Origin of the sequence: Achromobacter pestifer (genome assembly GCF_902859625.1) — a bacterium.
Classification (GTDB): domain Bacteria; phylum Pseudomonadota; class Gammaproteobacteria; order Burkholderiales; family Burkholderiaceae_B; genus Achromobacter; species Achromobacter pestifer.
In genome coordinates this window covers 47,135-67,980 of record NZ_CADIJX010000011.1, presented here as the reverse complement: position 1 = coordinate 67,980, position 20,846 = coordinate 47,135, and the positions used below count along the sequence as shown (strand labels likewise).

Annotated in this window: 19 protein-coding genes; 13 read left to right on the top strand and 6 right to left on the bottom strand. The window is 62.6% G+C overall.

Annotated features, from left to right (window positions below; translation table 11 throughout):
- The first annotated feature begins 149 nt into the window (after positions 1-149).
- The 7 genes from HV753_RS27420 (at position 150) to HV753_RS27390 (ending at position 5,578) form a co-directional block, all read left to right on the top strand.
- Positions 150-929, top strand: a complete 780-nt coding sequence (locus HV753_RS27420) for an SDR family NAD(P)-dependent oxidoreductase (protein ID WP_175177722.1) — start codon at positions 150-152, stop codon at positions 927-929.
- Positions 930-939: 10 nt separating this feature from the next.
- The gene (locus HV753_RS27415) at positions 940-1,701 is read left to right on the top strand and encodes an ABC transporter ATP-binding protein (RefSeq protein ID WP_175177721.1); all 762 of its coding nucleotides are present in this window, start codon (positions 940-942) and stop codon (positions 1,699-1,701) included.
- A 1-nt stretch (position 1,702) separates the two neighbouring features.
- Positions 1,703-2,395, top strand: coding sequence for an ABC transporter ATP-binding protein (locus HV753_RS27410; RefSeq protein ID WP_175177720.1), 693 nt, complete (start codon positions 1,703-1,705; stop codon positions 2,393-2,395).
- A gap of 13 nt (positions 2,396-2,408) precedes the next feature.
- Entirely contained in the window at positions 2,409-4,286 is a 1,878-nt protein-coding gene (locus HV753_RS27405) for an ABC transporter permease (RefSeq protein WP_175177719.1), read from the top strand.
- The gene (locus HV753_RS27400; protein ID WP_175177718.1) at positions 4,286-4,588 is read left to right on the top strand and encodes a Dabb family protein; all 303 of its coding nucleotides are present in this window, start codon (positions 4,286-4,288) and stop codon (positions 4,586-4,588) included. Before HV753_RS27405 ends, HV753_RS27400 begins: the two co-directional genes overlap by 1 nt.
- Before the next feature lie 119 nt (positions 4,589-4,707).
- On the top strand, positions 4,708-5,403 hold the full coding sequence (locus HV753_RS27395) for a fumarylacetoacetate hydrolase family protein (RefSeq protein ID WP_105554848.1): 696 nt from the start codon (positions 4,708-4,710) through the stop codon (positions 5,401-5,403).
- A gap of 43 nt (positions 5,404-5,446) precedes the next feature.
- A complete protein-coding gene (locus HV753_RS27390) occupies positions 5,447-5,578 on the top strand; it encodes an entericidin A/B family lipoprotein (RefSeq protein WP_008164311.1) in 132 nt (43 codons plus the stop codon).
- A gap of 199 nt (positions 5,579-5,777) precedes the next feature.
- Here the strand turns inward: HV753_RS27390 and HV753_RS27385 are convergent, their stop codons facing one another.
- Genes HV753_RS27385 through HV753_RS27375 form a run of 3 tightly spaced genes read right to left on the bottom strand, consistent with a single transcriptional unit; the run spans position 5,778 to position 8,467 of the window.
- Complete coding sequence (locus tag HV753_RS27385) at positions 5,778-7,487, bottom strand: PhoH family protein (protein WP_175177717.1); 1,710 nt, start codon at positions 7,485-7,487, stop codon at positions 5,778-5,780.
- Between the two features lie 57 nt (positions 7,488-7,544).
- Positions 7,545-8,009, bottom strand: a complete 465-nt coding sequence (locus HV753_RS27380; RefSeq protein WP_175177716.1) for a peroxiredoxin — start codon at positions 8,007-8,009, stop codon at positions 7,545-7,547.
- Positions 8,006-8,467, bottom strand: a complete 462-nt coding sequence (locus HV753_RS27375; protein WP_175177793.1) for an Mth938-like domain-containing protein — start codon at positions 8,465-8,467, stop codon at positions 8,006-8,008. Before HV753_RS27375 ends, HV753_RS27380 begins: the two co-directional genes overlap by 4 nt.
- 236 nt (positions 8,468-8,703) lie before the next feature.
- On the opposite strand from HV753_RS27375, the gene alaC reads away from it, so the two are divergent.
- The 4 genes from alaC (at position 8,704) to HV753_RS27355 (ending at position 13,349) form a co-directional block, all read left to right on the top strand.
- Entirely contained in the window at positions 8,704-9,891 is a 1,188-nt protein-coding gene (gene alaC / locus HV753_RS27370) for an alanine transaminase (protein WP_175177715.1), read from the top strand.
- 192 nt (positions 9,892-10,083) lie between these two features.
- Positions 10,084-11,388 (top strand): homoserine dehydrogenase, encoded by a 1,305-nt coding sequence (locus HV753_RS27365; protein WP_175177792.1) that lies wholly within the window; start codon positions 10,084-10,086, stop codon positions 11,386-11,388.
- A 124-nt stretch (positions 11,389-11,512) separates the two neighbouring features.
- Positions 11,513-12,922, top strand: coding sequence for a threonine synthase (thrC, locus tag HV753_RS27360; protein ID WP_175177714.1), 1,410 nt, complete (start codon positions 11,513-11,515; stop codon positions 12,920-12,922).
- Between the two features lie 205 nt (positions 12,923-13,127).
- On the top strand, positions 13,128-13,349 hold the full coding sequence (locus tag HV753_RS27355) for a YgdI/YgdR family lipoprotein (RefSeq protein ID WP_068980158.1): 222 nt from the start codon (positions 13,128-13,130) through the stop codon (positions 13,347-13,349).
- Between the two features lie 77 nt (positions 13,350-13,426).
- Here HV753_RS27355 and HV753_RS27350 read toward each other — a convergent pair whose 3' ends face one another.
- Together HV753_RS27350 and pepN are read right to left on the bottom strand one after the other, a co-directional pair.
- Entirely contained in the window at positions 13,427-14,446 is a 1,020-nt protein-coding gene (locus HV753_RS27350) for a class 1 fructose-bisphosphatase (RefSeq protein WP_175177713.1), read from the bottom strand.
- An 11-nt stretch (positions 14,447-14,457) separates the two neighbouring features.
- A complete protein-coding gene (gene pepN / locus HV753_RS27345; RefSeq protein ID WP_175177712.1) occupies positions 14,458-17,163 on the bottom strand; it encodes an aminopeptidase N in 2,706 nt (901 codons plus the stop codon).
- Between the two features lie 161 nt (positions 17,164-17,324).
- Here pepN and HV753_RS27340 point away from each other — a divergent pair, with 161 nt between their 5' ends.
- Positions 17,325-17,948 carry a DUF4136 domain-containing protein gene (locus HV753_RS27340; protein WP_425485944.1) on the top strand — a complete coding sequence of 208 codons (624 nt, stop codon included), beginning with the start codon at positions 17,325-17,327 and terminating at the stop codon, positions 17,946-17,948.
- An 86-nt stretch (positions 17,949-18,034) separates the two neighbouring features.
- On the opposite strand, the gene HV753_RS27335 is transcribed toward HV753_RS27340, so the two are convergent.
- Positions 18,035-18,418 (bottom strand): H-NS histone family protein, encoded by a 384-nt coding sequence (locus HV753_RS27335; RefSeq protein ID WP_175177710.1) that lies wholly within the window; start codon positions 18,416-18,418, stop codon positions 18,035-18,037.
- 843 nt (positions 18,419-19,261) lie between these two features.
- Between HV753_RS27335 and tldD the strand changes: the two genes are divergently transcribed.
- Positions 19,262-20,722: a metalloprotease TldD gene (tldD, locus tag HV753_RS27330; RefSeq protein WP_175177709.1), complete on the top strand. Its 1,461-nt coding sequence runs from the start codon at positions 19,262-19,264 to the stop codon at positions 20,720-20,722.
- The last annotated feature ends 124 nt before the right edge of the window (positions 20,723-20,846 follow it).

Here is a 20,846-nt window from a genome sequence, read left to right as displayed (position 1 = left end):
ATTGAAGATAAAGCAAAAATCTTGTTATTGAGTGTTTAAAAATAGTCGCGTATATTGAGACTGATGTCAACTTTGTTTTTGCATCAACAAAGCAAGGGCGACACAGGCCGGACCCAGAGATCCGGTGCATATAAGACAAGGAGACAAGCTTGAAACACGACTATCTGGACCAGACGTTCGGTCTGGCGGGGCGCGTCGCGCTCGTGACGGGGGCAGCCAGGGGGTTGGGCTTTGCCATTGCGCGGGGCCTGGGCATGGCCGGCGCGCAGGTAGTGATCAATGACCTGTCGCAGGCCGCTTGCGAAGCCGCTTGCGCGCGCTTGGGCGATGACGGCATCCAGGCGCACGCCGCGCCGTTCGACGTGGCCGACGGCGCGGCGGTGGCGGCGGCGGTTGCCCAGCTGGAGGCCGATGGCCTGGCCATCGATGTGCTGGTCAGCAATGCCGGCAACCAGAACCGCAAGGCGGTCGTCGAGATGACGCCGGCCGAGTGGCAGGCCTTGCAGAACGTCCATGTCAACGGTGCGTTCCATTGCGCTCGCGCCGTCCTGCCCGGGATGGGCAAGCGCGGTTTCGGCCGCATCGTCCTGATGTCGTCCGTGGCGGGGCAGGCCACCATGCCGAACATCGCCGCCTACGCGACCGCCAAGGGCGCCATCGCGGCGTTCACGCGGGCATTGGCCGTGGAATACGGCGCCAGTGGCATCACCTGCAACGCGCTTGCGCCGGGCTTCGTGCGCACGGACTTCACCCAAGGGTTGCAGGACAATCCGCAGTTCCAGTCATTCCTGTCCACCGCCGTGCCGACCGGGCGTTGGGCCGCGCCGGAAGACATTGCGCCCGCGGTGGTTTATCTGGCGTCGCCAGGCGCGTCGTTCGTCAACGGGCATGTCCTGGCGATCGACGGCGGCCTGTTGGCCCGCATGTAGGAGCGCCGCCATGAGCACCCAAGCGGTTCTGTCCGCGCAGGGGCTGGTCAAGCGGTTCGGTGGCTTCAATGCCGTCGACGGCGTGACCCTGGCCCTGCAAGAAGGCTCCATCCACGCACTGATCGGCCCCAACGGCGCCGGCAAGACCACCTGCTTCAATCTGCTGACCAAATTCCTGACGCCGGATGCCGGCGTCATTCACTATCGGGGACGAGACATCACGGCGCTGGCGCCGGAACAGATTGCGCGCTTGGGCATTGTCCGCTCGTTCCAGATATCCGCCGTTTTTCTTGGGCTGACCGTGTTGCAGAACATGCGCGTGGCCCTCATGCGCCAGCATGGCGATGGCCTGCGGTTCTGGCGCAGCCGGCGCAGCGTCGACCGCCTGAACGGGCGTGCGATGGAACTGCTGGACGCCGTCGGCTTGGCGGCGATGGCCGACACCACCGCTGCGCTGCTGCCGTACGGCCGCAAGCGCGCCCTGGAAATCGCCATGACCCTGGCGCTGGAGCCCGAGATCATGCTGCTGGACGAGCCCATGGCGGGCTTGGGCCAGGAAGACGTGGCCCGCATTGCCGCGCTGATCCGGCGGGTGTCGGTGAACCGAAGCATCCTGATGGTGGAGCACAACCTGTCGGTGGTGGCGGATTTGTCCGACACCATCACCGTGTTGGCGCGTGGCGCGGTGCTGGCGCAGGGCGACTATGCGGCCGTCTCGCGCGATGAACGGGTCATCACCGCCTATATGGGTTCGGACGAGGAGGCGCACTGAGATGCTGGCAATCAAAGACCTCAATGCCTGGTATGGCGAATCGCATGTGCTGCATGGCGTGGATATCGATGTGAACCGCGGCGAACTCGTCACCATTCTTGGCCGCAACGGCGCGGGCAAGACGACGACCCTGCGCGCCATCATGGGCATCCTGGACAAGCGGCGCGGTTCCATCCGCCTGAACGGCAAGGAAACCGTGGGCATGGCGCCGCACCGCATTCCACGCCTGGGCGTGGTGTATTGCCCGGAAGAGCGCGCGGTGTTCCGCAGCCTGAGCGTGACCGAGAACCTGATGCTGCCGCCGCGCCTGGCGCCAGGCGGCATGTCGTTGGACGAGATCTACACGCTGTTTCCCAACCTGCGCGAACGCAGTGCCAGCTCGGGCGGCAACCTGTCGGGCGGTGAACAGCAGATGCTGGCCATCGCGCGCATCCTGCGCACGGGCGCCCAACTGATCTTGCTGGATGAACCGACCGAAGGGCTGGCGCCTGTCATCGTGCAGCAGATCGGTCAGGCCATCCGCACCCTGAAGGAGCGTGGCTTCACCATCGTCCTGGTCGAACAGAACTTCCGCTTCGCGACCAAGGTGGCCGACCGCCATTACGTCATGGAGCATGGCTGCGTGGTTGACCAACTGTCGGCGGAGGACGCGCGCCGCGATCCCGCCCGGATCGCGCGCCGCCTGGGCGTCTGAGAGGAGAATGCCTGTGTTCGAAATTTTCGGTGTGCCGTCCTCGGCACTATTCGGCCAGCTTCTGCTTGGCTTGATCAACGGCTCTTTCTACGCCTTGCTCTCGATCGGCCTGGCGGTGATCTTCGGCTTGTTGAACATCATCAACTTCGCCCATGGCGCGCAGTACACGGCAGGGGCCTTCCTGGCCTGGATGCTGCTGAATTACCTGGGCGTGAATTACTGGGCCGCGCTGGTGCTGGTGCCGCTCATCATGGCGGTCTTCGCCATCGTGGTCGAGCGCCTGTTGATCTCTCGCACCTACCGCATGGATCACCTGTACGGTCTGTTGCTGACCTTCGGTATTGCGCTGCTGATCGAAGGCGGCTTGCGCCAAGCCTATGGCGTGTCGGGCTTGCCGTACACGATCCCGAAGGCGCTGACCGGCGGCATCAACCTGGGCTTCATGTTCCTGCCCTGGTATCGCGGCTGGGCTGTGGTGGTGTCACTGGTGCTGTGCCTGGCCGTCTGGGTGCTGATCGAGAAAACGCGGGTAGGCGCAATGTTGCGCGCGGCCACGGAAAACCCCACGATCGTGCGCTCGTTCGGGATCAACGTGCCGCTGCTGATCACCCTGACTTACGCGCTGGGCGTGGCGCTGGCCTCGGTTGCGGGCGTGATCGCGGCCCCCATCTATCAGGTCAGTCCGATGATGGGATCGAACCTGGTGGTGGTGGTGTTCGCGGTGGTGGTGATCGGTGGCATGGGCTCGATCATGGGCGCCATCCTTAGCGGCTTCGGGCTGGGCATCATCGAAGGCCTGACCAAAGTGTTCTATCCCGAGGCTGCCAACCTGGCGATCTTCATCATCATGGTGCTGGTGTTGCTGTGCAAGCCGGCAGGGCTGTTTGGCAAGCCGTTGCAGGTGCAGAACGTGCTGGCCGCGGAGGCCACGCGCCAACCCGTGCAACTGAGCCGGCGTGCGATGCGCGTGGCGATGGCGGTGCTGGCCGTGGTGGCGTTGGTCGCGCCGTGGTTCGTCTATCCGACGTTCCTGATGAAGGTGTTGTGCTTTGCCTTGTTCGCGGCGGCGTTCAATCTGCTGGTGGGGTATGTGGGGCTATTGTCGTTCGGCCATGCGGCGTTCTTCGGCGCGGCGGCCTACGCCACCGGCATCGTCATGAAACTGTTCGGCGCCACGCCGGAACTGGGTCTGTTGGCCGGCGTGCTGACGGGGGGACTGTTGGGCTTGTTGTTCGGCGCCATTGCCATCCGACGCCAAGGCATCTATTTCGCGATGATCACGCTGGCGCTATCGCAACTGGTCTACTTCATTGCGGTGCAGGTGGGTTTCACGGGGGGCGAGGACGGTCTGCAAAGCGTGCCGCGCGGCAAGCTGTTCGGCCTGTTCGACCTGGAAAACGTGATGCCGATGTACTACTTCACGCTGGCGGTATTCGCGTTGGGCTACGCCTTCGTCCTGCGGGTGCTGAACTCGCCGTTTGGCGAGGTCATCCGCTCCGTGCGCGACAACGAGCAGCGCGCCCGGTCGCTGGGCTATTCCACGTCCCGTTACAAACTGATCGCGTTCACGCTGTCGGCGTCCGTGGCCGGACTGGCGGGCGGATTGAAGGTGCTGGTCTTCGGCGTGGCTTCGTTGACGGACGTGCATTGGCACGCCAATGGCGAGGTGGTGCTGATGGCGCTGCTGGGCGGCATTGGCACGGTGTTCGGCCCGCTTGCCGGGGCCCTCACCTTCGTGTCGTTGCAGAATTATCTGGCGCCGCTGGGATCCTGGGTACTGATCGTCCAGGGCGCGATCTTCGTCTTGTGCGTGCTGCTGTTGCGTGACGGCATCATGGGGTTGGTGTCGCGCATCTGGCTTGCCGCGACCCGAGTGAAAAAGGAGTCCTGATGTTTCTGCATGTCGTGATGTTGCAACTGTCGGCCGCCGCCGATGCGCGGTTCCATGATCGGGTCCAGGGGTACTGCGACCGGATTCTGGCGGAATGCGAGGGGGTGGCGGGGTATGCGTTCCGGCCCAATCAGGCCGCCCGGTCAGACGGCCTGACCCATGCCGTGGTCGCCGCCTTCGCGGACGGCCCCGCGCATGACCGTTATCAGGTGTCCCCGGCGCACCAGGAGATGAAGGCCTACATGGCGGATTTCATTGAGCGCCTGGTGGTGTTTGATGGGGATATCCCTACGTTTTCCTGAACGTATGCAGGCCGCGCTTTGCACCCGGGAAAGGGATAAACTCGCGGATGATTTTTGATATTCGGGCCGCCCGAAGATAAACCTGCCCGCCTTACGTATTTGTCATAGGTTGATAGCTCATGGACTACGTTCTACCTCCCCAGCCGCCCGTCGCGGTTCCCGTGGCCGGCAGCGCCGCGCTGTTCCCGGTGCGCCGTGTGTACTGCGTCGGCCGCAATTACGCCGAACACGCCAAGGAAATGGGTTTCACCGGTCGTGAAGATCCGTTCTTCTTCTGCAAGCCGGCCGATGCCGTGCTCAGCGTGGCCGACGGTGAAACCGGCAAGATGGCCTATCCGCCCAAGACCTCCAACCTGCACTACGAGATGGAACTCGTGGTCGTGCTGGGCAAGGGCGGCCGCGATATTCCGGTCGAAGAGGCCAATGAATGCGTGTGGGGCTATGCGCTGGGCCTGGACATGACCCGCCGCGACCTGCAAGGCGAAATGAAGAAGCAAGGCCGTCCCTGGGAAATCGGCAAGGCGTTCGACGAGTCCGCGCCGATGGGCCCGATCCACCCGCGCAGCGTCGTGGGAACGCTGGACAAGGGCGCCATCTGGCTGGATGTGAATGGTCAGCGCAAGCAGTCCAGCGACATCTCGCAGATGCTGTGGAATATTCCGGAAAGCATCTCGTACTTGTCGGGCCTGTTTGAATTGCAGCCGGGCGACATCATCTTCACGGGCACCCCCGAAGGCGTGGGCGCCGTGGTGCAAGGTGATGTGATCACGGGCGGCGTCGAAGGCCTGGGCGAACTGCGCGTGCAGATCGCCTGAGTCCACAGCAGCCGTTTCGTTTTCATCGTTCAGGAGTCACAGCATGCGTGGCAAGATTGTGCTGACCGCCTTCGTCGTGTTCGGGTTCGTGCTCGCCGGTTGCAATACCGTCGCGGGCATGGGCAAGGATATGTCCCGGGCCGGCAATGCCATCACCAACGCCGCCGACAAATAATCGCCGGCGTTGCGTAGGATGGGTGTAGCGCGAGATTGTCTGCGGTAGATCCCGGAAATCAAGCGCGCGCAACCCATCATGTGCAGAAAGAAAAAAAGCGCCTGGCTGTCAAAGCCAGGCGCTTTTTCTTGCGCAGACGATGGGTTACGCGCGCGGCGCGGTTCCGTTGCCGGGGCGAACGTCTCGCGCTACACCCATCCTACAGCACATCTCCCGCGTAGTCGGCCAGACGGGAACGCTCGCCGCGTTGCAGCGTGACGTGGCCCGAATGCGGCCAGCCCTTGAAGCGGTCCACGACGAATGTCAGGCCCGAGCTGCCTTCGGTCAGATACGGCGTATCGATCTGGGCAACGTTGCCCAGGCAGATCACCTTGGTGCCGGGACCCGCGCGGGTCACCAGCGTCTTCATCTGCTTGGGCGTCAGGTTCTGCGCTTCGTCGATGATCAGGTACTTGTTCAGGAACGTGCGGCCGCGCATGAAGTTCAATGACTTGACCTTGATGCGCGAACGGATCAGGTCCATGGTGGCGGCACGCCCCCAGTCCCCGTTGCCTTCGCCTTCGCCCATGTTGAGCACGTCCAGGTTGTCTTCCAGCGCCCCCATCCACGGCAGCATCTTCTCTTCTTCCGTGCCGGGCAGGAAACCGATGTCTTCACCGACGGGCACCGTGACGCGGGTCATGATGATCTCGGTGTAGCGCTTGGTCTCCAGTACCTGCGTGATGCCCGCGGCCAGTGCCAGCAGCGTCTTGCCGGTGCCTGCCTGACCCAGCAACGACACGAAGTCGCATTCCGGGTTCATCAGCAGGTTCATGGCGAAGTTCTGTTCGCGGTTGCGCGCCGTGATGCCCCAGACATTGTTCTTGCCGTGGGTGTAGTCGCGCAAGGTCGCCAGCACTGCCATCTTGCCGCTGACTTCGCGCACTTGCGCGTACAGCGGCATCTGGCCTTCAAAGTAGACGAACTGGTTGACCACGAACTGCGAACACAGCGGCCCGTGGATGCGGTAGAAGGTGGTGCCGCCTTGTTGCCAGGACTCGACATCCTTGCCGTGCTTGTTCCAGAAGTCTTCGGGCAACTGCATCACGCCCGAATACATCAGGTCCGAGTCTTCCAGGACATGGTCGTTGAAGTAGTCTTCCGCGGCCATGCCGAGCGCGCGCGCCTTCAATCGCATGTTGATGTCTTTCGACACCAGCACGACTTCACGCTGTGCGTACTTTTCCTGCAAGGCCCGGACGACGCCCAGGATCTGATTGTCGGCCTTGCCCATGGGCAGGTCGGACGGCAGGGTGCTGTGGATGGCGGTCGTCTGGAACATCAGGCGCCCGGTGGCGTCCTTGTTGCCCAGCTTGGCCAGTTCCAGTCCTTCGTCCAGCTGCGTGGCGTCCTGCACCAGCGCATCCAGGGACCGGCTGACCTGGCGTGCGTTGCGCGCCACTTCCGACATGCCTTTCTTCTGGTGATCCAGTTCTTCCAGCGTCATCATCGGCAGGAAGATGTCGTGTTCCTCGAAGCGGAACAGCGAACTGGGATCGTGCAGCAGCACGTTGGTGTCCAGGACGAACAGCTTGCGCGGCGCGTTCTGGGCGCGCGGTTTGCTGCGTTTGGATGAGGTCTGGGCGGGTTTGGCCGCGCGCGCTTCCGGGCGGGCGGCCGGGACGGCGGCGGGAGGTGGCGGCGGCACCTGGCGGGCGGGCGCGGGAATCTGCGCCTTGCGTGCCGGGGACGCCATGCCGTCGAGTTCAGGCTGGACGAGCAGTTCGTCCTCGTCGTCGTCGGCCAGTACGGCTTGGGTGTTGGACCGCGCAGCGGCAGTCTTGGTGGTGCGGGCCTGCGCTCGGGCGGGTTCGCCCGAGGGGAAGGTCAGGATGGCTGCGGGGCGGGTAGGCAACTTCGGAAGCGGCATATGCGTCACTCTCCAGTGGGGGCCGGCAAATAGCGCCTGACGGGTGTTCCTGTACGGCTAACCGATACTTTTTGCGGCCTGCAGGACTTCCTTGGCGTGACCCGGGACCTTCACCCCGCGCCACTCCTGCACAAGCACCCCATAGGCATCGATCAAAAAGGTGCTGCGCTCAATGCCGCGCACCTGCTTGCCATACATATTCTTCTGCTTGATGACACCGAACAGATTGCACACGGTTTCGTCGGTGTCGGAGATGAGAGGGAAAGGAAGTTCGTACTTGGCCTTGAAGTTCTCATGCGACTTCAACGAATCGCGCGAGATCCCGATGACCACGGCACTGGCCGCCAGGAACTCGGCGTTCAGGTCGCGGAAGTCCTGGCTTTCGGTGGTGCAGCCAGGCGTGTTGTCCTTGGGATAGAAGTACAGGATCACGGCGCGGCCCTGGCATTGTTCAAGGCTGATCTGACCAATGGTGCTTTCAGCGGTGAACAGCGGGGCCGGCTTGCCGATACTGGGCGTCATTTCTTGGATTCTCCGTTGGGGGGGATGAGGGCGACGACAACGCGGCGGCCCTCCGCCATCAGGATGTTGTAAGTGCGAGAGGCGGCGTGCGTGTCCATGATCTCGACCCCGATGCCAATGGCCAACAGGGGACGTAACACTTCGGGACGCAGGAACTGTTGCCGGGCGCCCGTGCCAACCAGCAGCACTTCGGGCGCATTGGCCGGGCGGCTGGGGGCGGCTTCTGGTTCATCCAGGAATGCCATGGGGTCACGGACGGGCTCGGATAGGCCGGCCGCCTGATGCAACAGGGAAGAGGTGATGTCGGCCGGCGACTCAACGGGCCATTCGGTAACTTCGCCTTCGGGGCCAAACGCCACCGAGGAGGAAAAACGTACCTGGTTGACCTCGATATAACCCTCACCGTAAGCGGTGACAGTGTTCAGAGCGGCCGTCGCAGGATCGGTATGCAGCTTCAATAAAAACTCCGGCTTTGTGGCTTGATAATAGCGCATCAGGATGTACAGATGTTGCACTGTGTCCACTCGGCGAATGGGGGTTTTTCCGCCCCATTTGCCGCCTAGGCGTCCTTGCGCTAGATTACAGGGTTTTGCTGCGCTGCAAACGTGAGCTGGCGCGGCTTTGAGCCCCTTTTCCCCTCGCGCGCCCACGCCCTGGTTTTCGTTGCCCCTTTTTGTCCCTAAGGATTCCCACCATGAGGAAGTTCTCTCGCATTGAGCGTTTGCCTCCGTACGTTTTCAACATTACCGGCGAACTCAAGATGGCGGCCCGTCGGCGGGGCGAGGACATCATCGACATGTCGATGGGGAATCCGGACGGCGCGACGCCCAGGCACATCGTCGAGAAAATGGTGGAAGCCACTTCGCGTCCGACCACCCACGGCTACTCGGTGTCCAAGGGCATCCCGCGTCTGCGCAAGGCCATCTGTGATTGGTATCAGCGCCGCTATGCGGTCGAGTTCGACCCGGATTCCGAAGCCATCGTCACCATCGGCTCCAAAGAAGGCCTGGCCCACTTGATGCTGGCCACGCTGGACCGCGGTGACACGGTGCTGGTGCCCAACCCCAGCTACCCGATTCACATCTACGGCGCCGTCATCGCCGGCGCCAACATCCGTTCGGTGCGCATGACGCCGGGCGTGGACTTCTTCGAGGAACTGGAACGCGCCGTGCGCGAGTCCATCCCGAAGCCCAAAATGATGGTGCTGGGCTTTCCCAGCAACCCGACCGCCCAGTGCGTGGACCTGTCGTTCTTCGAGCGTGTGGTGGCGCTGGCCAAGGAACACGACATTCTGGTCGTGCATGACCTGGCCTACGCCGACATCACCTTCGACGGCTACGTGGCGCCTTCCATCATGCAGGTACCCGGCGCGCGCGATGTTGCCGTTGAGTTCTTCACGATGAGCAAGAGCTACAACATGGCGGGCTGGCGCATCGGCTACATGGTCGGCAACCGCGATCTGGTCAATGCGCTGGCGCGCATCAAGAGCTATCACGACTACGGTACGTTCACGCCCATCCAGGTGGCGGCCATTGCCGCCCTGGACGGCCCGCAGGATTGCGTGAACGAGATCGTGGCACAGTACCAAAGCCGCCGCGACGTGCTCGTGCGCGGCCTGCATGAGGCAGGTTGGAATGTGGAAATTCCCAAGGCGTCCATGTACATCTGGGCGCAGATCCCCGAACCCTACCGGGCAATGGGCTCTTTGGAATTTGCCAAGCGTGTCCTGTCGGATGCGAAAGTGGCCGTGTCCCCCGGGATCGGCTTCGGCGAGTATGGCGACGAATATGTGCGCTTCGCTCTTATCGAAAACGAGCAACGCACCCGGCAAGCGGTGCGCGGCATCAAAGATATGTTCCGCAAGGACGGATTGCTGAAATGAAGGGAACCCACCCCCGCAGCGCTGCACGCTTCCCCCTTAAGGGGGCATGCCTGCGGACCAGCGGAGCCGGATCCGCGGCATCCCGATAGGGCGGCAACCGTTTTTTGCGTCGCGAGTGCTGCACGGCACCGCACAGCAATTTGGAGAACTGAAATGAATTCCCCTCAACGCCCGCCCGCAGAAGGCGGCGCGATGAACCCCATGAAAGTGGGCCTGCTCGGCCTTGGCGTGGTTGGCGGCGGCACGTGGACCGTGCTGTCGCGCAACGCCGAGGAAATCGCGCGCCGTGCCGGCCGCCGCATCGAAGTCACCCGCGCCGCCGTGCGCGACGTGGCCAAGGCCCGCGCCCGCGTGGGCGATTCGATCCTGGTCGACACCGACGTGCACGCCCTGGTGCGCGATCCCGAAATCGATATCGTCGTTGAACTGATTGGCGGCGATACGCTGGCGCTTGAACTGGTGATGGAAGCCATCGCCAACGGCAAGCACGTCGTCACCGCGAACAAGGCGCTGCTGGCCAAGCATGGCAACGAGATCTTCGCCGCCGCCTACGCGCGTGGCGTGATGGTCACGTTCGAGGCTGCGGTGGCAGGCGGCATCCCCATCATCAAGGCGATCCGCGAAGGCCTGACCGCCAACCGCATCCAGTGGGTGGCCGGCATCATCAACGGCACCACCAATTTCATCCTTTCCGAAATGCGTTCGCGCGGCCTGCCGTTCGCCGACGTGCTGGCCGAAGCCCAGCGCCTGGGCTACGCCGAAGCCGACCCCACGTTCGACGTGGAAGGCGTGGACGCGGCGCACAAGCTGACCTTGCTGGCCTCGCTGGCTTTCGGCGTGCCGGTGCAGTTCGATCGTGCCTACATTGAAGGCATTTCGCAATTGGCCGCCGAAGACATCGAACACGCCGAGCGCCTGGGCTATCGCATCAAGCTGCTGGGCATCACCAAGCGTCGTCCCGACGGCATCGAACTGCGCGTGCATCCCGCGCTGGTGCCGTCCGAGCGCCTGCTGGCCAATGTCGAAGGCGCGATGAACGCCGTGCTGGTCAAGGGCGACGCCGTTGGCCCCACGCTGTACTACGGGCAGGGCGCGGGCGAAGAGCCCACTGCCTCGGCCGTGGTCGCCGACCTGGTCGACGTGACCCGCCTGCACACCGCCGATCCGGGTAACCGCGTCCCGCATCTGGCCTTCCAACCCGATGCCATGTCCGACACGCCGATCCTGCCGATCGAGCTGGTCAGCACCTCGTACTACCTGCGCCTGCGCGTGGACGACCAGCCTGGCGTGCTGGCGGACATCGCTCGCATCCTGGCCGACCGCTCCATCTCGATCGGGTCGATGATCCAGCAGCCCTCGCACATCGGTGGCGCCGACATCATCTTCCTGACGCATGAAGCCGTGGAAGGCAACGTCAACCAAGCCATTGAGCGCATCGAGTCCTTGCCGTTCGTGCGGTCAAAGGTAACGCGATTGCGCGTGGAAAATTTGACATGATGAGATCCCACCCCCGCAGCGCGTTTGGCGCTTCCCCCTCAAGGGGGCGCCCCCTGCGGACCGGCAAAGCCGGCTCCGCGGCCGCCCCGTTGTGGGCAGCGCGGCGCATCGTGGAGCAAACACTATGAAATACATCTCGACTCGCGGCGGCATGGCCGCCCTGGCGTTCTCCGACATCCTGCTGGAAGGCCTGGCGCCTGACGGCGGTCTGGCCATGCCGGAACAGTTGCCCCAGGTGTCTGAACAGACGCTTGAATCCTGGCGCGGCCTGTCCTACGCGGACCTGGCGTTTGAAGTGCTGTCGCTGTTTGCCACCGACATTCCCGCCGATGATCTGCGTCGCCTGACTCGCGCCGCCTACACGCAGGAAATCTTCAACAGCGAGGACATCGTCCCGCTGCGTCCGCTGGACAACGGTCTGTCGCTGCTGGGCTTGTCCGAAGGGCCGACGCTGGCCTTCAAAGACATGGCCATGCAGTTTTTGGGTCAGGTCTTCGAGTACGTGCTGGCCAAGCGTGGCACCACGCTGAACATCGTGGGCGCTACCTCTGGCGACACGGGTTCAGCCGCGGAATACGCGCTGCGCGGCAAGCAGGGCGTGGCCGTCTTCATGCTGTCGCCGCATGGCCGCATGAGCGCCTTCCAGCGCGCGCAGATGTATTCGCTGCAAGACGAGAACATCCACAACATCGCCGTGCACGGCGTGTTCGACGAAGCCCAGGACATCGTCAAGGCGCTGGCCGGCGACCTCGAATTCAAGACGAAGTACCGGCTGGGCGCCGTCAACTCCATCAACTGGGCACGCATCGCCGCCCAAGTGGTGTACTACTTCCACGGCTGGCTGCGCGCCACGGACAAGCCGGGCCAACAGGTGTCGTTCGCCGTGCCCTCCGGCAACTTCGGCAATATCCTGTCGGGCCATATCGCGCGCAGCATGGGCTTGCCTGTGCGGCGCCTGGTGTTGGCCACGAACGAGAACAACGTGCTGGAAGAGTTCTTCCGCACGGGCGTCTATCGCCCGCGTCCCGCCGAACAGACCTACGCCACGTCCAGCCCGTCGATGGACATTTCGCGTGCCTCGAACTTTGAACGTTTTGTGTTCGACCTGGTGGGTCGCGATGCCGCGCGTGTGAAGGCATTGTGGGCATCGTTGGCCAAGGACGGTTCGTTCGACCTGTCCGATCTGAAGCCCGAGTTTGAAACGCGCTACGGCTTCGTGTCGGGCGCCAGCTCGCACGAAGATCGTCTGGCAACCATCCGTTCGGTGTACGAAGAGACGGGCGTGCTGATCGATCCGCATACGGCCGACGGCGTGAAGGTCGCGCGCGAATTCGTCGAGCCGGGCGTGCCGATGCTGGTGCTGGAAACCGCCTTGCCTGCGAAATTCTCCGAAACCATCGAAGAAGCGCTGGGCCGGCCGGCCACGCCGCCGGGCAATCTGGCCAATCTGGAATCCTTGCCGCAGCGCGTGGAAATCATGGATTGCAGCGAATCCGCCGTGCGCCGCTTCATCGAGGCAAACGCCAAGGTCTAGGGGCCAGAAGGTGTAACTGCTTACGGTTTATGTAAGCGCAAGAACCCCTCCCGGGTCTGTCCCGTGAGGGGTTTTTTACCGTTATTTTTCATGATGTGGGACGCCAAGATTACGTTCTCATGCATTTTGACCACAACCCGACACGGATTCGGGGCCAGGTTCCCGATACAGTGAATTCACCTATTCACACTTGGAGAACACGCCCATGAACCTGAAGACCATGACGTTGGCCCTGGTGGTGACCGGAGTTGGGGTGCTGGCCGGATGCTCGTCGCCCTCGGTCATTCAGCAACGGGACGGGACCTCGACCGTGACGCCCGACACGCCGTCTTACGACAAGAAGTCCGGCATGTACGAATACGATAAGGACGGCAAGAAGGTCCAGATCAACAAGGACGATGTGAAGTCCATTGAAGAGGTCAAGTGACCGCGGTTCCGCCTCTTGCGGAACGAAAAAAAGCCCCGGTTCAGCGATGAACCGGGGCTTTCTCATGCACGGCGGTTTTATTTGCCGGCGTCTTCTGCGTGGTAGCGGCCCACGCGCTCAACTTCGTTCTTCGAGCCCAGGATCACGCTGACGCGCTGGTGCAGCGTGTCGGGCTGGATGTCCATGATGCGCTGGTTGCCGTTGATCGATGCGCCGCCGGCTTGCTCGATCAGGAAGCTCATGGGATTGGCTTCGTACATCAGGCGCAGCTTGCCGGCCTTGCCCGGTTCACGGGCGTCCCAGGGGTACATGAAGATGCCGCCGCGGGTCAGGATGCGATGCACGTCCGCCACCATCGAGGCGATCCAGCGCATGTTGAAGTCCTTGCCCAGGGGGCCGGTCGACCCGGCCAGGCAATCGTCGACGTAGCGCTTGACCGGGGGCGCCCAGTGACGCATGTTCGACATGTTGATCGCGAATTCCTTGGTGTCTTCCGGCACCTGGATGTTCTCGTGCGTCAGCACCCAAGAACCCATTTCGCGATCCAGCGTGAAGCCCACCACGCCATTGCCGATGGTCAGCACCAGCATGCTCTGCGGACCATAGACGGCATAACCCGCCACGACCTGCTTGTTGCCCGGTTGCAGGAAGTCCTGTTCGCAGACCGGGGCGCCCGACACGTTGTGCGGGGCCTGGAGCACCGAGAAGATGGTGCCGATCGACACGTTGACGTCGATGTTGGACGAGCCGTCCAGGGGATCGAACAGCAGCAGGTATTCGCCCTTGGGATAGCGGTTCGGGATCAGATGGATGGTTTCCATCTCTTCCGAGGCCATGGCCGCCAGGTGGCCGCCCCATTCATTGGCTTCCAGCAGGATTTCGTTGGACAGCACGTCCAACTTCTTCTGCACTTCGCCTTGGACGTTTTCGCTTTCCAGGCTGCCCAGGACGCCGCCCAAGGCCCCCTTGCTGACAGCGTGACTGATGGCCTTGCAGGCGCGCGCGACCACTTCGATGAGCAGTCGTACTTCCGGTGCAAGGGCTTGGGCGGAGCGTTGCTGCTCCACCAGGTATTGAGTCAGTGTTTTACGTTTCAAAAAAGGTCTCCCTATGCTGCGAATTCTAACGCCTTGGATACGATTTCCTGCACGTTGCGTGACAGGCCTTCATGGGCACGCACGTGTTGCAGGGCGGACTGCATGGGCGTGCGCAGGGCCGGCACGAAGCGCGACCAATTGTCCAGCGCGCGTGCCAGGCGTGCCGCGATTTCCGGGTTCAGCGCATCAAGCGCCAAGACTTGTTCGGCCCAGAAGGCATAGCCCGTGCCATCCGGATGGTGCATGCCGCGGGCGTTGTTCAGGCAGAACTGGAAAATCAGGGCGCGTGCCCGATTCGGGTTGCGCAACGTGAACGCCGGGTGAGTCATCAGCTCGCGCGCGGTCTGCACGGTGGTCGAGCGGGCGGCCGCTTGCAGGGCGAACCATTTGTCCACCACCAGCGGGTTGTCGCGCCACTTGTCGTAGAACGCGGCCAGCGCTTGCTGCGGGAAATCGCCCTGGCCGTAGTTGATCAGCGCCGATAGCGCGGCCATGCTGTCGGTCATGTTGCCGGCGCGTTCGTACTGCTGTTCGGCCAGACGCTGGGCGTCGTGTTCGCCGGCAGCCAGCAGATGGCTTAGCGCCAGGTTCTTCAGCGCGCGCATGCCGGCAGGCACTGGGGCAGGGCTGTAATCGCCCGGCGTCTGATTCTGCTCGAATGCGTGGCGGAATTCGGCGGCAAGCTGGCGGCCGAGCTCAGCGCGCAGGAAGTCGCGCGCCACGGCCAGCGCGGGCGGATCCACGGCCTGCATGCGCTCGGCCAGGGTCTTCTCGGACGGCAGCGCCAGCGCACGGGCGCGGTAGGCGGCGTCGATGGCTGGATCGGTCAGCAGGGCTCGCCACGTGTCGATGAAAGCGGCGTCCGCGTGCAGCGTGCGGCCGGCCTGACGGGCTTCGGCCAGCGCCAGGATCTGGCGTGTGGCCAATTCCTGGCCAGCTTCCCAGCGCGCGAACGGATTGCCGTCGTGCGCGGACAGCAGGGCCAGTTCCTCGTCCGTCCAGTCGTAGTCCACGATGACGGGGGCGGAGAAATCACGCAACAGCGACGGCACGGGCAGGTCGGCGATATCGTCGAATACCCATTGTTGGCTTTGCGTCGTCAGCTCCAGCAAGGCGGTGTCCTTGATGGCGCCGTCATGGCGCAAGGGCAGGGCGCGGCCGTCACGGTCCAGCAGACCAAGGGCGAATGGAATATGGTACGGCGCCTTGACGTAGTCGGCGCCAGCCTTTCTTTCAACGCCCACCGGCTGGCAATCCTGGGTCAGCGTGATCGTGCAGCGGCGCGTGGCGGCGTCGTGCTCCAGCTTGACCGCGACGCGCGGCGTGCCAGCTTGACGATACCAACGGCGGAACACCGACAGGTCGCGCCCCGGGTGCTGGCGCACGTAGACGGACTCCATGGCGGCAACGAAGTCGTCGCAGGTCACGGCCTGGCCGTCGTGGCGGCGGAAGTACTCGTCCATGCCGGCACGGAAGCCTTCCTCGCCCAGCAGCGTGTGCTGCATGCGGATGACTTCGGCGCCTTTCTCGTACACGGTGGCCGTGTAGAAGTTGCCGATCTCCTGGTAGCTTTCCGGGCGGATGGGGTGAGCCATCGGGCCGGCATCTTCGGGGAATTGAGCGGCGCGCAGCGCCACCACGTCGTCGATGCGCTTGACCGCGCGCGCGCTGGCCGCGGCGGTCGCGTCCATGCCGTGCGCCATCATGTCCGCGCTGAATTCCTGGTCACGGAAGACCGTCAGGCCCTCTTTCAGGCTCAGTTGGAACCAGTCGCGGCAGGTGACGCGGTTGCCCGTCCAGTTGTGGAAGTACTCGTGTCCGATGACGGATTCGATGCCTTCGTAGTTGGCGTCCGTGGCGGTGTCGGCGTCGGCCAGCACGTAGGCGGCGTTGAAGATGTTCAGGCCCTTGTTCTCCATCGCGCCCATGTTGAAGTCATGGACGGCGACGATCATGAAGCGGTCCAGATCCAATTCCAGGCCGAAGCGGGTTTCATCCCAGCGCAGCGCGCGCACCAGCGAATCCAGCGCCCATTCGGTCTTGGTTTCCGAACCCGGGTCACTGTAGACCTGCAACAGCACGTCGCGGCCGCTGGCGGTCTTGACGGTGGTTTCGCGGTGCGTCAGGTTGCCGGCCACCAGGGCGAACAGGTAGCAGGGCTTGGGGAAGGGATCTTCCCATTCGACCTCGTTGCGGCCGTCCGCCAACTGGCGGGAAGCCATCAGGTTGCCGTTGGACAGCAACACCGGATACTGCGAGGCCGCGCGCAGCGTCACGCGATAGCGGGACATGACGTCGGGGCGGTCGGCGAACCACGTGATGCGGCGGAAACCCTCGGCTTCGCATTGCGTGAAGAAGTTGCCGCCCGAGACGTACAGGCCCATCAGGGTCGAATTGGCGGACGGATTGCAGCGGCTGACGATCTCGACCGTGGCGTCAGCGGGCAGCCCGTAGATTGCCAGGCTGTGATCCGACAGGTGATAGCCGTCGGCGGCCAGCGCCACCCCATTGACGCCTACCGACACGAGTTCCAGTTCTTCTCCATCCAGGATCAAGGCGGCGTCGGCGCTGGCGCCGGCTTTGCGTTGCACGCGCATGGTGCAGCGCACCTCGGTGGCGTCAGGCGCCAGGTCGAAGGCCAGGGCGACTTCAGGAATGTCGTAGGGGTAGGGCTGGTAGTCCTTGCGATATACGGTAATGGGCGTGTCGGTGCGCATGGAGTTGCAGTCCTGGTTGAACGAGGGTTCTATTGTAGTGGGTGGTGTAGCGAGCTGCTGGCGCATGCGGGCTACGGCAAACTTTTTGGCGTGATGCCTGTCAAAGCTCAGTATGATTGCGCCGTCGCGCGCAAGAGGAGTCGCAAATGTCCAAGTTGTCCATGTTCAGTGTAGGCCGTTGGGCCGGGTTATTGGCCATCGCAGGAGTGCTGACATTGACGGGATGCGCAGCTCCCTCGGTGTCTGCCAGGGTGACGTCATTTCAGCAGTGGCCGACGGGAGTCGAAGGGCAAACCTATCAATTCGTCGCAGCCGATCCCAACCAGGTCAATAATCTGGAATACCAGTCTTATCAGGATATGGTGCGCGCGGGTATTGGCGCGACCGGCTTGGTCGAGGCGCAGCCGGGAAGCAAGGCCCGCTTCGATGTCTTGTTCACTTACGGGACCAGCCAGACCCAGATCATGGTGCGCCGTCCCTATGATCCGTACTTCTATGGCGGCTATGGATATGGCGGCTACTACGGCCCGCGTCCGTGGGGGCCGGGATACGGTTACTGGGGACCGGATTGGGTCGATGTGCCCATGGCAGTGCAGCGCAATACGCTCAGCTTGAAGATCCGCGATACGCAGCGGGGCGGTGCCGAGGTATATCGTTCCAGCGCCTTCATACTGAGTCAGGGCGACGATTTCATGCGGACAATGCCCTATCTGGTTCGCGCAATATTTGACAATTTCCCCGGAAATAATGGGGCCGAACGCGAGATTGAATTCCCGCTTCGCTGAGTCCGACGAACTTTCCAGCGAGTTCCGTAAATAAAATCGGCGCACCAAATTGGTGCGCCGATTTATTTCTTACTGCCGGATAGGTTTTATTCTTTAATGAGAAAACTGTCGCGTGTAGCGCCTGCGGCTTCTTCCGCGGCGAGCCATCGCGGGGCTTTGCCGCGACCGCTCCAGGTTTCACCGGTTTGGGGGTGGCGATACTTCGGAGCAACGGCTCGCTTGGCAGCCGTGGCGGGGCGCCCAGCCGCGCCAGCCTTGCGTCGCGTGCCGGTGGCAGCGCGGGCAGGCTTGCCTGCGCCGTAGGCGGCGACGATCTCTTCCGGCGTAATGTCGTATTCACGCATGGACGTGATGATGGACGAGATCACGGGCTTGCGGCGCTTCGTCTGAAGGACTTCGGCCTTCTTCTGGAGCTTGTTGATTTCTTTTTCGATCTTTGCTTGCAGTGCTGCGTATGTTTCTCGGGCCATGGTTTATTCCTGATTATGGAACTGCTTTAATCGCCGGCGAAGTTATGTTTATTTGTTGTGCTTCGCATAATACAGAAATTACGGCTTGACTTCCCTATTTTCGGACTAATTACTTTGTATCAAAAGGGTCGGAGAGCCTTTGGGCTTGCGGATGTCCGAGAGGAGCAAGTATTGGGAAGGATATTCTCAAATTTGGGACAAACTGAAACATATGCTCCGATGGGCCATGAGGTGGACGGATGGAGGGCGATAGCGCCATTTGGGAGCGGTTTTGTTTCATGTAACGGGCTGATCGGGGGGGCGGACGGGCGGGCATTCCTACGGGTTCCACGGATTGCTGCGATTTAAAACGCGACATTTACAGCTGTCTTTCAATGCCGTGATCTGATGACCAAATCATCCCTTATCAGCGTGTTTGAGCCTTTGCCATGCATTTTGGCTTTCTTGCTTTTCGAGAATGATATGGGCTGGAAACGAACCGAGCGGGCGCTCGGGTGGCATATTTTCCAGGTTGTATGACGAGTCCGTTGTGTTCGTCGATCTTGTACGCCAAGAATGCCTGGCACCTGCCGCGAAGGAAAGAACAGGAAAGAAACTGTTATGTGGCCGAACAATTTCGGGACGCAATGGCTTAACTTGATACTCACTATTGCGTCCCCCATCTAATTGATATGTGAATAATGTCCGGCCATTTTTTCCCGTCCGGAGGCCCACCCGAGCTAGCGGCAGGCCTCTTTTGGCGCCGGACGGGACGCCAGGCCCTGGTCGGCGTTACGATACGGTCTTGAGCGTCAACGCAAGCGCGCGCGTCCATGCCGCGCCGGCGCCCCCTGAATAGAGCCTATGAAAATCATTGATCCCGCTATTGCCTCCCTTGCCACCGCCAAATCGCTGCTGCTGGACCCTTGGGGCCTGACCGAAGCGGATATGGCGCGCGCGCTGGGTGAAATCTTCACCCACAAGGTCGACTACGCTGATCTGTACTTCCAGTACACGCGCAGCGAGGGGTGGAGCCTGGAAGAGGGCATCGTCAAGACCGGCAGCTTCTCGATCAGCCAGGGCGTGGGCGTGCGCGCGGTCAGCGGCGAGAAAACGGCTTTCGCGTATTCCGATTCGTTGTCCGCGGACGCCTTGCTGTCGTCCGCCCATGCGGTGCGCGGCATTGCGCGCCGCGGCGCGGGCAAGGTCAAGGTGGCGGCTCAGGTCGAGGCCGAGATGGGCCGCAGCCTGTATGCGGACATCGACCCGGTGGCGACCCTTAGCGCTCCGGAAAAGGTTGCACTGCTCGAGCGCATCGAACGCATGGCGCGTGCGCGCGACCCCCACGTCATTCAGGTGATGGCGGGGCTGGGCGCCGAATACGACGTGGTGCTGGTCGCCGGCAGCGACGGCCGCTTGGCTGCCGACGTGCGCCCTTTGGTGCGTTTGTCGCTGACCGTGATCGCAGAACGCAATGGCCGCCGCGAAATGGGTCATGCCGGAGGCGGCGGACGCCTGGGCCTGGCCTACTTCACCGACGAAATGTTGCAAGGCTACGTTGAACGCGCCGTGCATGAAGCCATGGTGAACCTGGAAGCGCGCCCTGCGCCGGCCGGGGAAATGACCGTGGTGCTGGGGTCGGGCTGGCCGGGCATTCTGCTGCACGAAGCCGTGGGCCACGGTCTGGAAGGCGATTTCAACCGCAAGGGTTCCAGCGTGTTCTCGGGCCGCATCGGCGAGCGGGTCGCGTCCAAGGGCGTGACGGTGGTGGATGACGGCACCTTGCCCGATCGCCGCGGCTCGCTCAATATCGACGACGAAGGCAATGCCACCCAGCGCAACGTGCTCATCGAAGACGGCATCCTGCGTGGCTACATGCAAGACACCTTGAATGCCCGCCTGATGAAAACGGCCGCCACCGGCAACGGACGCCGCGAATCCTTCGCGCATCTGCCCATGCCGCGCATGACCAATACCTACATGCTGGCCGGCGACAAGCCTGCCGAGGAAATCGTGTCGTCCGTCAAGCGCGGACTGTATGCGGTGAATTTCGGCGGCGGCCAGGTCGACATCACCAGCGGCAAATTCGTGTTCTCGGCCTCCGAGGCCTACATGATCGAAGACGGCAAGGTGACCTACCCGGTCAAGGGCGCCACCCTGATCGGCAATGGTCCCGATGCCATGACCCGCGTCACGATGATCGGCAACGATTTGCAGCTGGATTCGGGTGTGGGCACCTGCGGCAAGGATGGCCAGAGCGTGCCGGTGGGCGTTGGAATGCCGACGGTGCGGATGGAAGGCCTGACGGTCGGCGGTACCGCCTGAACGTGATGCCGGGCCGTTCCATCCATGAAAAAACGATGTGACGGCCCGAAAGAACTGTGCTAGAGTCAATCCCCATGAAATTCGCGTCCCCCGCCTTTTATTTTTATTTTTATGGTTTTCTGAA

Coding starts and splice junctions, on each gene's coding strand:
- HV753_RS27415 (WP_175177721.1), top strand. CDS start 940: ATGAGCACCCAAGCGGTTCTGTCCGCGCAGGGGCTGGTCAAGCGGTTC.
- HV753_RS27410 (WP_175177720.1), top strand. CDS start 1,703: ATGCTGGCAATCAAAGACCTCAATGCCTGGTATGGCGAATCGCATGTG.
- HV753_RS27400 (WP_175177718.1), top strand. CDS start 4,286: ATGTTTCTGCATGTCGTGATGTTGCAACTGTCGGCCGCCGCCGATGCG.
- HV753_RS27395 (WP_105554848.1), top strand. CDS start 4,708: ATGGACTACGTTCTACCTCCCCAGCCGCCCGTCGCGGTTCCCGTGGCC.
- HV753_RS27390 (WP_008164311.1), top strand. CDS start 5,447: ATGCGTGGCAAGATTGTGCTGACCGCCTTCGTCGTGTTCGGGTTCGTG.
- HV753_RS27385 (WP_175177717.1), bottom strand. CDS start 7,487: ATGCCGCTTCCGAAGTTGCCTACCCGCCCCGCAGCCATCCTGACCTTC.
- HV753_RS27380 (WP_175177716.1), bottom strand. CDS start 8,009: ATGACGCCCAGTATCGGCAAGCCGGCCCCGCTGTTCACCGCTGAAAGC.
- alaC (WP_175177715.1), top strand. CDS start 8,704: ATGAGGAAGTTCTCTCGCATTGAGCGTTTGCCTCCGTACGTTTTCAAC.
- HV753_RS27365 (WP_175177792.1), top strand. CDS start 10,084: ATGAACCCCATGAAAGTGGGCCTGCTCGGCCTTGGCGTGGTTGGCGGC.
- thrC (WP_175177714.1), top strand. CDS start 11,513: ATGAAATACATCTCGACTCGCGGCGGCATGGCCGCCCTGGCGTTCTCC.
- HV753_RS27355 (WP_068980158.1), top strand. CDS start 13,128: ATGAACCTGAAGACCATGACGTTGGCCCTGGTGGTGACCGGAGTTGGG.
- pepN (WP_175177712.1), bottom strand. CDS start 17,163: ATGCGCACCGACACGCCCATTACCGTATATCGCAAGGACTACCAGCCC.
- HV753_RS27340 (WP_425485944.1), top strand. CDS start 17,325: ATGTTCAGTGTAGGCCGTTGGGCCGGGTTATTGGCCATCGCAGGAGTG.
- HV753_RS27335 (WP_175177710.1), bottom strand. CDS start 18,418: ATGGCCCGAGAAACATACGCAGCACTGCAAGCAAAGATCGAAAAAGAA.
- tldD (WP_175177709.1), top strand. CDS start 19,262: ATGAAAATCATTGATCCCGCTATTGCCTCCCTTGCCACCGCCAAATCG.